General features: G+C 46.7%; 14 protein-coding genes. 7 read left to right on the forward strand and 7 right to left on the reverse strand.

From position 1 onward, the window contains the following. Positions 1-63 precede the first annotated feature (63 nt). Entirely contained in the window at positions 64-1,416 is a 1,353-nt protein-coding gene (locus ACZ5XY_RS04345) for a 5-(carboxyamino)imidazole ribonucleotide synthase (protein ID WP_464743228.1), read from the forward strand. Next, positions 1,416-1,865, forward strand: coding sequence for a YaiI/YqxD family protein (locus tag ACZ5XY_RS04350; protein WP_464743230.1), 450 nt, complete (start codon positions 1,416-1,418; stop codon positions 1,863-1,865). Before ACZ5XY_RS04345 ends, ACZ5XY_RS04350 begins: the two co-directional genes overlap by 1 nt. 29 nt (positions 1,866-1,894) lie before the next feature. Here ACZ5XY_RS04350 and epmA read toward each other — a convergent pair whose 3' ends face one another. The 3 genes from epmA to ACZ5XY_RS04365 form a co-directional block, all read right to left on the reverse strand. Continuing rightward, complete coding sequence (epmA, locus tag ACZ5XY_RS04355) at positions 1,895-2,920, reverse strand: EF-P lysine aminoacylase EpmA (RefSeq protein WP_464743232.1); 1,026 nt, start codon at positions 2,918-2,920, stop codon at positions 1,895-1,897. A gap of 45 nt (positions 2,921-2,965) precedes the next feature. Then, on the reverse strand, positions 2,966-4,111 hold the full coding sequence (locus tag ACZ5XY_RS04360) for a 4-phosphoerythronate dehydrogenase (RefSeq protein WP_464743233.1): 1,146 nt from the start codon (positions 4,109-4,111) through the stop codon (positions 2,966-2,968). A gap of 80 nt (positions 4,112-4,191) precedes the next feature. Beyond that, the gene (locus ACZ5XY_RS04365; protein ID WP_464743235.1) at positions 4,192-5,406 is read right to left on the reverse strand and encodes an AI-2E family transporter; all 1,215 of its coding nucleotides are present in this window, start codon (positions 5,404-5,406) and stop codon (positions 4,192-4,194) included. 458 nt (positions 5,407-5,864) lie between these two features. On the opposite strand from ACZ5XY_RS04365, the gene ACZ5XY_RS04370 reads away from it, so the two are divergent. Then, on the forward strand, positions 5,865-7,538 hold the full coding sequence (locus ACZ5XY_RS04370; RefSeq protein WP_464743237.1) for an NAD+ synthase: 1,674 nt from the start codon (positions 5,865-5,867) through the stop codon (positions 7,536-7,538). A 144-nt stretch (positions 7,539-7,682) separates the two neighbouring features. After that, on the forward strand, positions 7,683-8,957 hold the full coding sequence (gene paeA, locus ACZ5XY_RS04375; RefSeq protein WP_464743239.1) for a polyamine export protein PaeA: 1,275 nt from the start codon (positions 7,683-7,685) through the stop codon (positions 8,955-8,957). Positions 8,958-8,983: 26 nt separating this feature from the next. Here the strand turns inward: paeA and ACZ5XY_RS04380 are convergent, their stop codons facing one another. Beyond that, positions 8,984-9,721, reverse strand: coding sequence for a YggS family pyridoxal phosphate-dependent enzyme (locus ACZ5XY_RS04380; RefSeq protein WP_464743241.1), 738 nt, complete (start codon positions 9,719-9,721; stop codon positions 8,984-8,986). Positions 9,722-9,948: 227 nt separating this feature from the next. Here ACZ5XY_RS04380 and ACZ5XY_RS04385 point away from each other — a divergent pair, with 227 nt between their 5' ends. Next, positions 9,949-10,986: a type IV pilus twitching motility protein PilT gene (locus ACZ5XY_RS04385; RefSeq protein WP_464743747.1), complete on the forward strand. Its 1,038-nt coding sequence runs from the start codon at positions 9,949-9,951 to the stop codon at positions 10,984-10,986. Positions 10,987-11,053: 67 nt separating this feature from the next. After that, complete coding sequence (locus tag ACZ5XY_RS04390; RefSeq protein WP_464743243.1) at positions 11,054-12,178, forward strand: PilT/PilU family type 4a pilus ATPase; 1,125 nt, start codon at positions 11,054-11,056, stop codon at positions 12,176-12,178. Between the two features lie 80 nt (positions 12,179-12,258). Here ACZ5XY_RS04390 and fur read toward each other — a convergent pair whose 3' ends face one another. Beyond that, on the reverse strand, positions 12,259-12,690 hold the full coding sequence (gene fur, locus ACZ5XY_RS04395; protein WP_464743245.1) for a ferric iron uptake transcriptional regulator: 432 nt from the start codon (positions 12,688-12,690) through the stop codon (positions 12,259-12,261). A 279-nt stretch (positions 12,691-12,969) separates the two neighbouring features. On the opposite strand from fur, the gene ACZ5XY_RS04400 reads away from it, so the two are divergent. Further along, positions 12,970-13,317 carry an outer membrane protein assembly factor BamE gene (locus ACZ5XY_RS04400; protein ID WP_464743748.1) on the forward strand — a complete coding sequence of 116 codons (348 nt, stop codon included), beginning with the start codon at positions 12,970-12,972 and terminating at the stop codon, positions 13,315-13,317. 18 nt (positions 13,318-13,335) lie between these two features. Here the strand turns inward: ACZ5XY_RS04400 and ACZ5XY_RS04405 are convergent, their stop codons facing one another. Together ACZ5XY_RS04405 and ACZ5XY_RS04410 are read right to left on the reverse strand one after the other, a co-directional pair. Beyond that, positions 13,336-13,677, reverse strand: coding sequence for an RnfH family protein (locus ACZ5XY_RS04405; protein ID WP_464743247.1), 342 nt, complete (start codon positions 13,675-13,677; stop codon positions 13,336-13,338). Then, complete coding sequence (locus tag ACZ5XY_RS04410; RefSeq protein WP_464743249.1) at positions 13,665-14,798, reverse strand: hypothetical protein; 1,134 nt, start codon at positions 14,796-14,798, stop codon at positions 13,665-13,667. The genes ACZ5XY_RS04405 and ACZ5XY_RS04410 overlap by 13 nt, the downstream gene beginning before the upstream one ends. Positions 14,799-14,897 lie beyond the last annotated feature (99 nt).

The raw sequence follows: 14,897 nt of genomic DNA on the forward strand, positions 1-14,897 counted from the left end.
TTTTCTTATTTTTTAATTGCCAGTTTTTACCTTTTTCACCACTTGCCAAAAAAAGAGCCCGCCATGACCCAAGCCAACTCCCCTAGTATCGCGCCGCAAACCATTGGAATTTTAGGCGGCGGTCAACTGGCAATGATGCTTGCTGAAGCTGCCATTCCGCTTGGCTTTCGCTGCGTGTTTTTAGAAGATAGCGACAACTGCCCAGCAAGCCTTTACGGTCAAGTATTTAAAAGCGATGAGCTTGAAGCGTTTATTCAGGCGTCCGATGTGTTCACCCTTGAGTTTGAAAATACGCCAACCAAAACGGTTGAAAAACTTGCCAAACTCTCCAGTCAAAAAGGCAGCAATAAATTCGGCATGTTCCCGCCGCCAATTGCGCTTGATATTGCCCAAGACCGCTTAAAAGAAAAGCGCATGTTTAATGAGCTTGCTATCCAAACTGTGCCGTTTGAAGCGGTCAGCTCGCTTGAGGACTTGCAAAGCGCCTGCCAAAATCTGGGCTTGCCAATTGTGCTTAAAACCAGTCGCGGCGGCTATGACGGCAAAGGTCAAGTGGTTGTTAGAACAGAAAGTGACATTGCTAACGCTTGGGAGGAATTAAAGGACGCGGTCAGTGGCAACGGTCAACTGACCTCAACGCCTGCTCCTCTCATTGCCGAAGGATTTGTTCATTTTAGCCGCGAGGTGTCCATCATTGCCGCTCGCGACCAAAACGGCGCGGTTCGCTGCTATGATTTGGTGGAAAATCATCACTTTGAAGGCATCTTAGCAAAAACGCAAGCCCCTGCGGTGGGAACGAGCCATTTAATCCAACCTGCGCAAACCGCCATCAGCAAGATTATGGCGCACCTTGATTACGTTGGCGTGTTGGCGCTTGAATTGTTCGTTGCCAAAGATGAGCGCGGCAATGATTATTTGGTGGCCAATGAGATTGCCCCGCGCGTTCATAACTCAGGGCACTGGAGCATTGAGGGCGCTATCACCAGTCAATTTGAAAACCATATCCGCGCCGTGGCGGGATTGCCGCTTGGCGATACTGACAACGTTCACCCGTCGATTATGATTAACGTCATTGGTCAATATCCGGACACAAGCGCCCTGCTTGCCATCGACAGCGTTCATTACCACAGCTATCATAAAACCGAGCGCGAAGGTCGCAAAATCGCCCACATTACCGTCATGCCAAATGACGTTTGCGATTTAGAACCCGCCTTAAGCAAAATCATTGCTGTATTGCCCAATAAAGTGGGTCTTGATAAAACGGTAACGCCTGCTGCCACCTCAATTAAAAACGTCTCTTTAGAAGATAATTCCTTAGATAATAGTGCTTTAAAAAACAATGCGTTAGCAGATAATAGTAAGGCAGAAATAGAAGCAGTCATCAACGATACAACAGATGCTAAGGCAGCAAAATAATGCAAATTTGGGTTGATGCCGACGCCATTCCACTCATTGCCAAAGACATCATCATCAAAACGGCAGAGCGGACGCAAACTTGCGCCATTTTTGTTGCCAATCAGCCCATCAAGCTGAAAAAATCAAAGCTGTTAACCATGACCGTCGTTCCACAAGGCTTTGATAAAGCCGATGATTTTATCGCCGAGTCTTGCCAAAAGGGCGATTTGGTCATCACCAGTGACATTCCCCTTGCCAATGAGGTGTTAGAAAAAGGCGCAAAGGTCTTAACCCCGCGCGGCGTCATTTACAATCAAGACAATATCAAGCAAAAGCTGAACATGCGCGACTTTATGGACACCATGCGCGGAACGGGCGTTTTGGATTTGCAAGACATGTCAGGTCAAAAACCCTTTGGCGAGCGTGATAAAAAAGCCTTTGCCGATGGCATGAACCGTTTGGTTCGCTAGGGCTTTTTTTGCTGCTAGACCTTTTTAAATCATGCCAAATCACTTGGAAATGGGATGACTTCGCTCAGTGAGGCAGCGCCGGTTATCACCATAAGCAATCTATCAAACCCTACCGCAATGCCGCTGCAATTGGGCAGGTTTTCACTTGCCGATAGCAAATTTTCATCAATTGGCATAATCGGCAATCCATGATAGCGGCGGCGCGCATTGTCTTCTTCAAAGCGCGTCCGCAGTAGCGCGCTGTCCGCCAACTCATCATAAGCATTAGCAATTTCAATGCCATTAATATAAAGCTCAAAGCGGCGAGCAACCTCATTGCCGTCTTTATCAATTGCGGTTTTAGCAAGAGCGGCGGTGGCTTTGGGGTAGTCGATAATTAAGGTCGGCAACTCATGACCTAAGTTTGGCTCAACCAAATGGCTAAACAGCAAATCAAGCCAGCCTTGACGGACATCCTCGCTATCCATTCCTGAAAAATCAACAGACGCTATCCCTTTATCTTCAGCCACCGCTTTAAGCGCCTCGATACTGGCAGTAAGCGGATGAATGCCAACAAAGTCCAAAAACGCATCAATATAGCGATAATGATTGAGCACGACCGGACGCTTAGACACCGCTTCAAGCAATAGCCTTAATTCCTCGGCAAGCTGATTTAGGCTAAAATCAGGGCGATACCATTCCAGCATGGTAAATTCGATATTGTGGCGACGACCGATTTCATTATCACGAAAGACAGGGCAAATTTGAAATATCGGCGCGCGCCAACTTGCCAATAGCCGCTTCATGGCAAATTCTGGCGAGGTTTGCAGATAATAATAAATGGGCTTGTCTTGATAATGAACGTCTGCTCGAACCGATTGCAAAAAGGTATCGGTATTTGCCGACCTTGATAACAGCGGCGTTTGCACTTCTAAAACGTCTCTTTTGGCAAAAAACGTGCGAATACGGCTTAGCATTTTGGCGCGCCGCTTTGCCATAGCAAGCGTCATCGTCGGCGCAAAGCTTGGGTTTTGCTTTACATTGCCGGTTGAGAAATCTGCGTTTTGCGCCGTCATACGATTGCCTTTTTTACCATTTTGCCTGTCATCATTTTTTAACGCTTAAATGCTCATATCGCTTTGCCACTCGCGGCGAAGTCGATAATCGCGGCGCAGTTTATCAAAATCTGCTCCAGCTACTCTGCCATCAAAAACGGTCGCCCGCAGCGCCGCATCGTCTTGCAAAATGTTATAAAACTTAACCAATCTGTCCGGATGGGCTTTAAGCTCTGACCACAAATAGCAATTTTCAGGAAGCAATTGCTGCATGGCTTGCTTAGGCTCAATCCCCATGCGCTCACAAAGCGCGTCATAAATCATCTGCGTGCCGCGAAGTTTGCCCTCCAAGCTGTAGCCAGCAATGTGCGGTGTGGCAATGGCAAGCTTGGCTAAAAAATCGGCATCGATGGTCGGCTCATGCTCGAACACGTCCAAAACCACTTGCCGCCTTGTATTCTCAATATCAAGACTAAGCGCCGCCTCGCTGACCACCGCACCGCGAGCGGTATTAATGAGCATGGTATCGTTAGGCATTTTTGCCAGTTCTGCCGCGTCAATCAAATGCCGCGTTGGATAGTTACTGCCATCAATCGGGTCAACCGATTTGTCCACGGTTAACGGCACATGCAGGCTAACGACATCACTTTGGCTAAGTACGGTGTCAAAGCTTGAATTGTTAATATTGGACTCCGGCAATAACGGGTCATAGCCCAAAACCTGCCAGCCCAAATCGGTGGCATATTGCGCAAGCGTACTGCCAATATTACCAAGACCAATAATCCCAAGGGTTAACGGCTTTTGCCAATATTCTGGTCGCAAAGTCAAAATTGCGGTGAGCACATATTGCGCGACTGAATGCTTGCTGCTGCCGGCGGCGTTGGCAAAGGTGATATTACGCTCGGCTAAATAATGCTGATCAACGTGGTCGGTGCCAATCGTTGCTGAACCGACAAAGCGGACGCTGTTATTATTGGTTAATAACTCTTCATTTATCGGCGTGACCGAACGGATGAGCAAGATTTCCGGCTGCGTTTTTGCTAAAAAATCAGCAGTAATCTCACGACCGGCAGTGGTGATGATGTTCACCGCTTTTGGGTTATTGTCATCTTTTAATAAGGTGGTGTCATTAAAAAACGCCTCAAGGCTGGCGATATTCATATCGGCGACAATGGTCAAAGGCTTATTGTTTTCTAAATGGGTTAATGGCATTGTTATTGTCCTTTTTTAAGTTTTAATTGTTATTAATGACTATTAATCAAATGGTAGCATGAAATCATTTAGCCAATTTTTTAGTCTTGGTTATTGTCAGTATCAGAGTTGTCATCAAAGCGTTTGGTGGCTTTTAAGTCTTTGTCTTTTAAGTCTTTGTCTTTTAAGTCGTTTTGCAAGGCAGTTTGGCGAGCGCCGGCTTCCACCAAAACGACCTCGTCTTTTGGCGCAAATATCTCATTTTTATGCTGCGAAATCCACTCACGCCAAACGGCAAGACCGATAGCCAGCACCACAGGACCAATAAACAGTCCCACAAAGCCAAAGGCGGTCAGACCGCCCAAAACACCAATAAAAATGATGATAAATGGGATTTTGGTCGCCCCGCTAATCACAATCGGGCGGATTAAATTATCCACCCAACTGATGACCAAAATGCCCCAAAGCCCAAGCCCAATGCCTTCAATGGTATGACCTTGACTGAGTAGCCAAATCGCCATTCCGCCCCAAGCAAACGGCGTTCCAAAAGGAATAAGCGCCACAATAAAGGTGACAATGGTAAATAAAATCGGGCTTGGCGCATCGGCAAAATAATAGCCAATTCCGGCAAGTAACGCCTGAGCAAGCGCAGTCAACCCAATGCCATAAACCACCGCTCTTGTGGTCATCCCAACCGAATCAATATAACCATCAATGCGATTGCCAATGATGTTGCGCAGCGCTTGGCGGACTTGGCGGATTAAGTTGATACCGTCGCGGTAGAAAAAAAACAGCGTCATCAGCGCCATGCCAAGCTTGGCAAGACCGCTTGCCACCACATCGAGCGCCACTTTGCCATAATACAGGTGCGACTGAACCCAAGTGCGAACCGTCTCAAGGGCGCTTTCAGGGTTTTTATTGATTTGCCAAAGCATGTCTTTAATCGGCTGACCGATGACTGGCAGCTGCTTAATCGACTCAGGAACGTCCAAATAGCCCACTCGAATGCGATGAATCAAACTGGTAATCAAAGTGAGCGCCTCTTGCTGCAAAATAAACACCCCAATCACTAAGGGAACCCCAATCAGCAGCGTGATGCTCACCGTCATGATGGCAGCGCTAAAATCAGAGCTAAAGCGCACTTTTTCATGAAAAAAGGTATAAATGGGAAAAGTAACGTAAGCCAAAATCGCCGCCCAAATCGCAGGGACAATAAAAAACTGAACCACCTGAAAGCAAAGTATAAATAGCACCACCAAAAGCGTGATGGCAAGCAGCCTTTGAATAATCACTTCTTTTGACCAGTTTTCTGCCATAGCTTGTCATCCCATCAAAGCACCGCGCGGCGTGCCTGCTATCAAATTGTCAATCGTGTTGCCATTATGCAACAGCTTTGACCCAATGAACAATATCACGATGTAATTTTTGCTTACAATATTACTCAATCTTCCAAAAGTTATCCCAATTCATTTTCTCCTAAAGCATAAGTCTTGTCATAATTTGTGCTAAAACCTTGCCGTCTTTATCGATGATTTGCAATTAATGATATACTAATCCAGTGAGTGCTTTGATGATTTGACCCATTAGCGCTAAATCAAGGTTGATTGATGCTTTGATAAAAAATTAGCGCAACCCATTAGATTGACTCATTTTTTGATTAACAATACTGATAGAAAAAATGCTGAGTGGTACAACTTGCCAAGCTTACTTTTTTTGCCAACGAATTGATAATAATCAACCAAAATTTAGCCAAAAGTTTATAGGAACAATAACAATGTCAAAAGACAACGACCAAACTTCTCAAAATCCGAGCCCCAAGCCGCCCGACAGCATTACCTTTGCCATGGCGCAGTCGCATTTTTTGGTGGGCGACATTCAAAATAACGTAAAAAAAATGCGCTCATTGGCGATTGAGGCCCGCGATAAAGGCGCGGATGTGATTGTATTTCCAGAAATGTCGCTGCTTGGCTACCCGCCGCAAGATTTGCTGCTGCGTCCAAGCCTATCAGGTCGCATCAAAAGCGCTTTGGCGTCCTTGAGCGACATTAACGACATCGTGATGATTGTTGGCTACCCGCACGTTGACCATCACGGCACGTTTAACTCAGCGGCAATTTTGCACAACGGTCAGCAAAAAGGCTTTTATCATAAGCAGTATTTGCCCAACTACGGCGTGTTTGATGAGCGCCGCTACTTTGACAAAGGTCGCAATCAAGTCTTATTTGACTATAAAGGCGTGACCATTGGTTTGCTTATTTGCGAAGACTTGTGGGAAAAAAATCTGATTTCAGAGCTCAAAGACCAAGGCGCAGAATTGATTGTTTGCCTTAATGCCTCACCGTTTGAAATCGATAAGCAAACCTCGCGAAAAGCGATGCTTGCCAAACGCAGTACGGACAATGACTTGCCGATTTTGTATGTCAATGCCGTTGGCGGTCAAGATGATTTGGTTTTTGATGGTGGCTCGCTTGCCGTTCAAGCAGGTGGCGAGGTGGCTCACGAAGCCTCGCGCTTTTTGGAATGCTTACGGATTGTCAAATTTGACGTGAAAAGCTTGCGCTTTGACAGCCAAACCAAAGCGCCGCTCACGTTAAGCCACGAGTCAGAAATGTATCAAGCCTTAGTCGTTGGACTTCGCGATTATGTCAATTACTCTGGCTTTGGCGGGGTAATTTTAGGATTATCCGGCGGCATTGATTCGGCGCTAAGCCTTTGTATCGCCGTTGATGCCTTGGGTGCGGACAAAGTTTACGCGGTGATGATGCCGTACGAGTACACCTCGAAAATCAGCCTTGAGGACGCTCAAGCCCAAGCTCGCAGGCTTAACGTATCTTATACCGTCTGTCCAATTTTTGATGCGGTTGAGGGCATTCGCCATACGCTTGCGCCCCTATTTAACAAGTCGCCGCTTGATGCGACCGAAGAGAACATCCAAGCTCGCGCTCGCGGGGTGATTTTGATGGCGCTTTCCAACAAATTTGGACATTTGGTCATCACCACCGGCAACAAGTCCGAGCTTGCTGTTGGTTACTCAACCCTTTATGGCGATATGGCAGGCGGCTTTGATGTATTAAAAGACGTTTATAAATCGCAAGTTTACCGCTTAGCCAACTACCGCAACCGCTTGGAGGATACGCCGGTCATCCCTGAGCGCGTCATTACCAGAGCGCCGTCCGCTGAGCTTCGCGCTGACCAAGAAGACCAAGACAGCTTGCCCGATTATGATGTTTTAGATGGTATTTTGGCGCTGTATATCGATGACGATTTGGGCTATCAAGACATTGTTGATAAAGGTTTTGACAGTGATTTGGTGACCCGAGTGATTAAAATGGTCGACAACAGCGAGTTCAAACGCCAACAAGCTGCCATTGGCACCAAAATTACCAAAAAAGCCTTTGGTCGCGAGCGGCGCTATCCGCTTGTCAATAAGTGGTCGATTAAGGCTTAACGGATTTTCCAATGTTTTAAAAAAGCTGGGAAATCCCAGCTTTTTTATTGCTTATTTATCAATTAATTTTTCAACGTTTACTTTTATTTTCCCAATTTTTTATTTCCCTAATTTATTTTATTACCCTTTTACATCGAGACCGTTATGAGCTTGCTGACTGCCAGCGTGTTTATTTTTATTTTAATTGCCATTAGTGCGTTTGTGTCAAGCTCAGAGCTTGCGCTTGCCTCCTCGCGCAAGATTAAGCTGCAAGTGATGGCAAAAGAGGGCGACATTCGCGCCCTCGATGTGTTAAATATGCAAGAGCAGCCCGGCAGCTTTATCACGGTGGTTCAAGTGGCGCTCAATGCGGTGGCAATTTTGGCAGGGGCAATTGGTGAGTCCGCCATCAGCCCGTATCTTGAGCAGCTGTTTTACAATGAAGTTGCCGCCTCCATCGTGTCGTTTGTGATTGTGACCAGTGTCTTTGTGCTGTTTGCGGATTTGATGCCCAAGCGCCTTGCCATGTCCAATTCTGAAGCCATCGCAGTTAAAGTCGTGCGACCGATGATTTTTTTAATTTTTATCTTAAAGCCGTTGATTTGGATTTTTGATGGCGCGGCAAATGCCATTTTTAAAATTTTGGGAATTTCAACCGTTCGCCAAGATGCCATGACCTCCGAGGACATTTACGCGGTGATGGACGCTGGCGCAGAAGCGGGCGTGTTAAAGCAGCAAGAGCATCATTTGATTGAAAATATTTTTGAGATGCAAGAGCGCACCGTGACCTCGGTCATGAATCCGCGCGAGCATATCGTTTATTTTGACAGTGAAGCGGCAATGAGCGAGATTGTCGAGGTGATGATTCAAGAGCCGCATCATAAGTTTTTGGTGTGTCACGATGATGACTTGGAGCACATCATCGGTTATGTCGAATCGCGAAGTTATTTAGCAGCGGTTTTAGAACAAAAAAAGGTGACTTTGACGGATAAATCACTGCTTAAGCCAGCGCTATTTATCCCCGATACCTTATCGCTGTTTGAGGTGCTTGAAACTTTTAAATCCACCGGCGCGGACTTTGCGGTCATTGTCAATGAATATGCACTGGTCGTTGGCGTGATTACTTTAAAGGACGTCATGAGCATCGTCATGGGTGAACTGGTCACTTTGGAGGAGCAGCCCATCGTTCAGCGCACCGAAAACTCGTGGCTCGTTGATGGGATGACGCCGATTGAGGACGTCATCCGCGCCCTTGACATCGTCAATTTGCCACACAGCGAAAACTACGAAACCATCAGCGGCTTTATGATGTTTATGCTCAGAAAAATCCCCAAAAAAACCGACAGCATCGAATACGCCGGCTACCGTTTTGAGATTTTGGCAACCAGTCATTTAAAAATCATTCAATTACTGGTTACCAAACTTGATGACGTGCTTTAGGATAAGTGTTTCTAAAAGCGCTTAACTTAACCGCGAGCACCAAAAATCGCTGTGCCAACCCGAACCATGGTTGAGCCGTGCGCAATTGCCTCCTCCATATCGCCGCTCATTCCCATGCTTAGCGTGTCCCAGTTTGTAAGCTCAGGATGCGCGGTTTTAATTTGGCTAAAGAGCTGCTGAGTTCGATCAAAGGCATCACTTCCGGCTTTATCAGGGATAATCATAAGCCCGCGAAGGTCAAGCTTGGGATACGCTTTGATGGTATTAACCAAAGCATCAACCTCGTCAGGATGACAGCCCGATTTGCTGTCCTCCCTATCGATATTGACTTGAATCAATACATTTAGCGGCGGCAAGCTATCGGGGCGCTGATCGTTTAAGCGCTTGGCAATAATGTCGCGCTCAAGCGTTTGCACCCAGTCAAAATGCTCGGCAATGTCGCGGGTTTTGTTACGCTGAATGCTGCCGATATAATGCCAAACGATGTCTTGGCAAGCAGCGTCATTTTTAAGCTCAGTAATTTTACCAATCGCTTCTTGAAGATAGTTTTCGCCAAAATCGCGCTGACCTTCTTGAGCCAACGCTGAAATCATCGCGGCAGGTTTGGTTTTTGAGACAGCAAGCAAAGTGACGTTTGCCGCGTCAACCTTGCGACCGCGATTTCCGGCGTTGCTGCAAGCGGTAGTAATTTGCTGACGAACGTGCTGCCAGTTAGCGATAAGATCATTTTTATGACTCTCTTGATTGTGAGTAGCTTGGCTCATCTTCTATAATCTCCTTATTGTCGTTGACTATTTTTACGAAAAACTTATCAGATAAATGGTGAAATGGACAAAGTATTGTTATGATATTGTTACAAGATTTGCTAAGCTGAAGAAATCGTTATTTTTGGGTAAAAGGTGCCCCGATTCTTGCATCTTTATTATAGCTTGCTTTGGCAGCAACTCCGCTTTTTTGCAAAGGATGTTTTATTATGGTCGAAAAAACCGCCATTAATATTGAAGACTTATTGCGCTTTACCGTCAAACATAACGCTTCGGATTTGCATATTTCTGCCGGAATGCCGGCAATGATTCGGGTTGATGGTGAAATGACGCGGATTAATATGCCGGCGATGAACCACCAAGCCGTTCATCAACTGCTTTACGACATCATGAATGACAAGCAGCGCGCGGACTTTGAGGAATTTTTTGAAACGGACTTTTCGTTTGAAATCTCAAACCTTGCCCGCTTTCGGGTTAACGCTTTTAACCAAAACCGCGGCGCAGGCGGCGTCTTTCGAACCATTCCCTCCAAAGTGCTCACTATGGAAGATTTAGGGTTGGGCGATGTTTTTAAGCGCATCTCCGACTTTAAGCGCGGCGTGGTGCTGGTCACCGGTCCTACAGGCTCTGGTAAATCGACCACGCTTGCTGCCATGATTGATTATATCAACGAGACGCGAAAAGAGCACATTTTAACCATTGAAGACCCGATTGAATTTGTTCACGAGTCTAAAAAAAGCCTCATTAACCAACGTGAAGTCCACCGCGATACCCTAGGATTTGAGCCGGCGCTTCGGTCGGCGCTTCGGGAAGACCCCGACGTCATTTTGGTTGGTGAGCTTCGGGACCTTGAGACCATTCGTCTGGCATTAACCGCCGCTGAAACGGGGCACTTGGTGTTTGGAACGCTGCACACCAGTTCGGCAGCAAAAACCATTGACCGCGTCATTGACGTATTTCCGGCGGCAGAAAAAGACATGATTCGCGCGATGTTGTCCGAATCCTTGCAAGCGGTCATCTCGCAAACCCTCTTGCGCCGGCAAACGGGGGGGCGTGTTGCTGCTCACGAGATTATGCTTGGCACACCGGCGATTCGCAACTTAATTCGCGAAAACAAAATCGCCCAAATGTACTCTGCCATTCAAACTGGCGCAGGCGATGGCATGATTACCCTTGACCAAACGCTCAAAAACTTGGTGGCAAAAGGCACGATTAGCAAAGACGTTGCCAGACCGTATGCCAAGCAGCCTGAAGCATTTATGTAGCGGCATATTAATCAGGAAAACGTTATGATAATTAGCACCATTTTTGACCATCATGCTTGGAGCTGCTATGGATTTTGACAAACTGCTGCAATTGATGATTAAAAAAAACGGCTCGGATTTATTTATCACCGCGGATGTGGCGCCTTCAATGAAGGTCAATGGTCAGATTTTGCCGGTGGGCAAAACGCCATTATCGGCAGACCAAACCATGGCATTGGTCAAAAGCATCATGACCAAGGCACAAATCAAAGAGTTTGAAGACACCAATGAGTGCCAGTTTGCCATCACCGATAACGCCCAAGAAGCGCGCTTTCGGGTCAGCGCCTTTATGCAGCGCGACATGGCAGGAATGGTCTTGCGGAAAATTGAAAATAAAATCCCAACCGTTGAAGAGCTGCGCTTGCCGCCATCGTTAAAAGAATTGGCAATGAAAAATCGCGGCATTATTTTATTGGTTGGCGCCACCGGAACGGGAAAATCAACCACCCTTGCGGCGATGATTGGCTACCGCAATCAGCACTCCCACGGTCATATCATCACCATTGAAGACCCGATTGAGTTTGTGCATAAGCATCGCGGCTGCATCATCACTCAGCGCGAGGTTGGCATTGACACCTTATCCTTTGAAGCGGGACTTAAAAACACCTTGCGCCAAGCGCCCGACGTGATTTTGATTGGCGAGATTCGCAACCGCGAGGTCATGAGCTACGCCATTCAGTACGCTGAAACGGGGCATTTGGTCTTTGCCACCTTGCACGCCAACAACGCCAACCAAGCCATTGACCGGATCATCCACTTTTTTGAAAGCGACCGTCACAATCAGCTGTTTATGGATTTGTCCTTAAACTTACAAGCGATCATTGCTCAGCAGTTGATCCCAACGCCCGATGGCAAAAGCCGCCGCGCCGCCATTGAGATTATGCTCAACTCGCAGCTGATCAGCGACTATATCCGCAAAGGCGAGATTCACGAGATTAAAGAAGTTATGACCCGATCACGCAACAGCGGCATGCAAACCTTTGATCAGGCGCTGTTTGACTTGTATGAAAACGGCGAAATCACCTATAAAGACGCCATCAACTACGCCGACTCGCCAAACGATGTTCGCCTTAAAATTAAGCTCAGCAGTAAAAACAATAACGTCAATCTTGATGAAGGCGCGAACAGCTTATCGCTGGATATCACCTCTTAATGACAGCTTAGTTTAAAATAAGAAGCCCTGAGCGGCAAAACGCCAATCAGGGCAACTCACCAATTGTCAACAACAGAGCTTTATTTTGCGCTATCTTGGCAATCTTCATCACTGCAAAGTCCATAAAGCACCAGTGAATGACCGGTTAATTTAAAACCGTGTTCTTTAGCCGCTTTTTCTTGTTCTTTTTCGATGATGTCGTTGTGAAATTCAACGATTTTGCCACAAGCATCGCAAACCAAGTGGTCATGGTGCTCGCCGGTGTTCAACTCAAACACCGAGAGGTTATTTTCAAAATTGTGCCGCTGAACGATACCGACTTGCTCGAACTGAGTTAACACCCGATAAACGGTAGCCAAACCCACGTCTTCACCTTGATCGATCAGCGTTTTATAAACCTCTTCGGCGCTCATGTGATGATTTTCAGCGCACTCCAGCAACTCTAAAATTTTGATTCGAGGTAGGGTGACCTTGAGCCCCGCTTTACGTAAATCTTGATTGGTAAATGACATAATTTTCCCTTTTATTATAAATGTTGATGAAATCGACAACTAACCCCGCTCAGCAACACGGTTTTAGTGATAAGCCTATGAATTAATAATATAAATCATACCGCAAATTGCTCACGCTTGGGTAAATAATCCATGAGGTGGTAGGCAACGCTTGGCAAATAACGTATCATTTAGCACATTAAAAGTAGCATCTTATCTTATTTCAAACCAATTATGAGTTATCTTATCATGATCAAACCGTTATTATTTCAATCTTCAAAGCTGAGTTTGCGCTCGGTTATGTTTGGCGCAGCTTTGACGGGCGTTATTGCGCTGTCTGGCTGCTCAGCGCTGAGCGTTTATAAAATTGATTTGCCGCAGGGAACGCCCATCACCCAACAGCAGGCGCAAAAACTAAAAGTCGGTATGAACCAAAACCAAGTGCTGTATATCCTCGGTAGCCCTGCCATCAAAGACACGCTTGCCCCAAACCGTTGGGATTATATTTACGATTATGAGGCGGGAACAGAGGGTCGCCGTCAAGGTAAACCAAATATTCACAATGCCAGTCAGCATTTAAAAGTCTATTTTGATACCAACGGCATTGTCACTCGCATTGAGGGCATTGAAACCTTACCGGCGAAGTAACGGCGCTTGCCGCGCTCGTTATTTTCCAAGCCACGCCTTTTTATATTGACTCTTATTTTTGCGCTTTTCCATCGGGTCGAGCGTTAAATTTCGGTAAATTTCAATGCGGTCGTTTGGCTTTAGCGGATAAGTTAGCGGCTGCTTTTGCGAAAATACCCCAACGCGCCACTGCTTTGCCGCTGGGGTGGTGATTTCCGCATTGGCTTGACACCAGTGCTTTAAGTCCGCAAATTGATCAAGCCAACCTGCTATTTCAAGCGCTTGCAAAATCGTGCTGCCAGTTTCAATTTGCAAGGTCAAATAATGCTGACGCTCGCAAGTTTCGGCAAACGCCAACTGAACGGTGATCAGCTCAGCCATTGTAGCCCCCAACCTACCAGCGCAAGTAAAAGCGCAATCGGCACAACAAGGCGAATGGCAACCCGCCAGAGGTTATAAAAGCCTTCATTGCTAAAGTTAAGGGCTTTGCGCAAGTGGCTCACTTTCATCTGCCAGCCGGCAAAGACCGCCAATATCAATACGGCAACAGAGCTAATAACGACCAGTATGGCTAAAAGCCAAGTTGTTGGGATAGCAATTACTAAAATTAGTGTGGCGACAAGGGTCATGACCATACTGAGCAAAAACCCAAACTGATGGGAAAGCTGCTGAGCGCCATAATGCAGCAAATAGCTGACCACAAACAGCACGCCGAGCCAATAAATCAGCTGAGCGCTCGGCGGCATGATCAGATGACTGGTCAGTAATGCCACAACCCCGATAGCAATTTGTAAGAGCCAAATCGGTAGTACCAGTTTTGAGGCGCTGACAGTTTGCGAGCGCGTTTCTGCCAATGCTTTTTTATTGTCAGCGCTGACCGCTGTGGGGTTTTGTTGAGAAACCAAATGCTGAGCAAACCAATAAATCCCCGTCCCTGCGCCCACGCTTACCAAAGCTAAAGCGACCGCGTGCGCCCATTCAACAAGGCTGATACTCGTTAAAGCAAAGCTTGGCGCACTCACGCCATTGATCAGCCCCAATGCTAAGCTAATCACCATCAGCCCAAAACCGATTGGCAAAGGCGCTGCCCCAAGCAAGCTCAATAAAACCGCAATGACGGTAAAGCCTGCGGCAATAGCAAAGCTTGGCACATCAGGCGTTATATGAAACCCTTCAAGCGCCACGATCACGCCCTCACTTGCCCCTGAAATAAGCAGCGCGGCAATGGTGACAGAAACGAGGGCGGCAAGCCAACCAAAGCTGCGCCAAATGGGACTGGCGTCCGCTTCTCGCGTCAGTTTTTGCATTCCGGCAAGCGGCGCTGACAGGCTTCGCGATGCCAAAGCAATCTCCGCATAAACCACAGGCAGCGATACCACAATCATCGCCAATAACCAAAGCAGCCAAAAATCGATCTCATTGATGGCGTTTGGAGCAAACCAACGAAACAACAATAAGGGCAATAAAGCTGCCATAAAATAAGAGGCGTAGCGAATCATCATAATTGTAATCCAAGCGTGTCATTCATCTTGATTGCCATAGTATACTACAGCGCAAAAGCTATAAAAAAACCCCGATATCGGGGTTTTAAAAACTATTCT

The organism is Psychrobacter sp. GTC18467 (assembly GCF_055397455.1).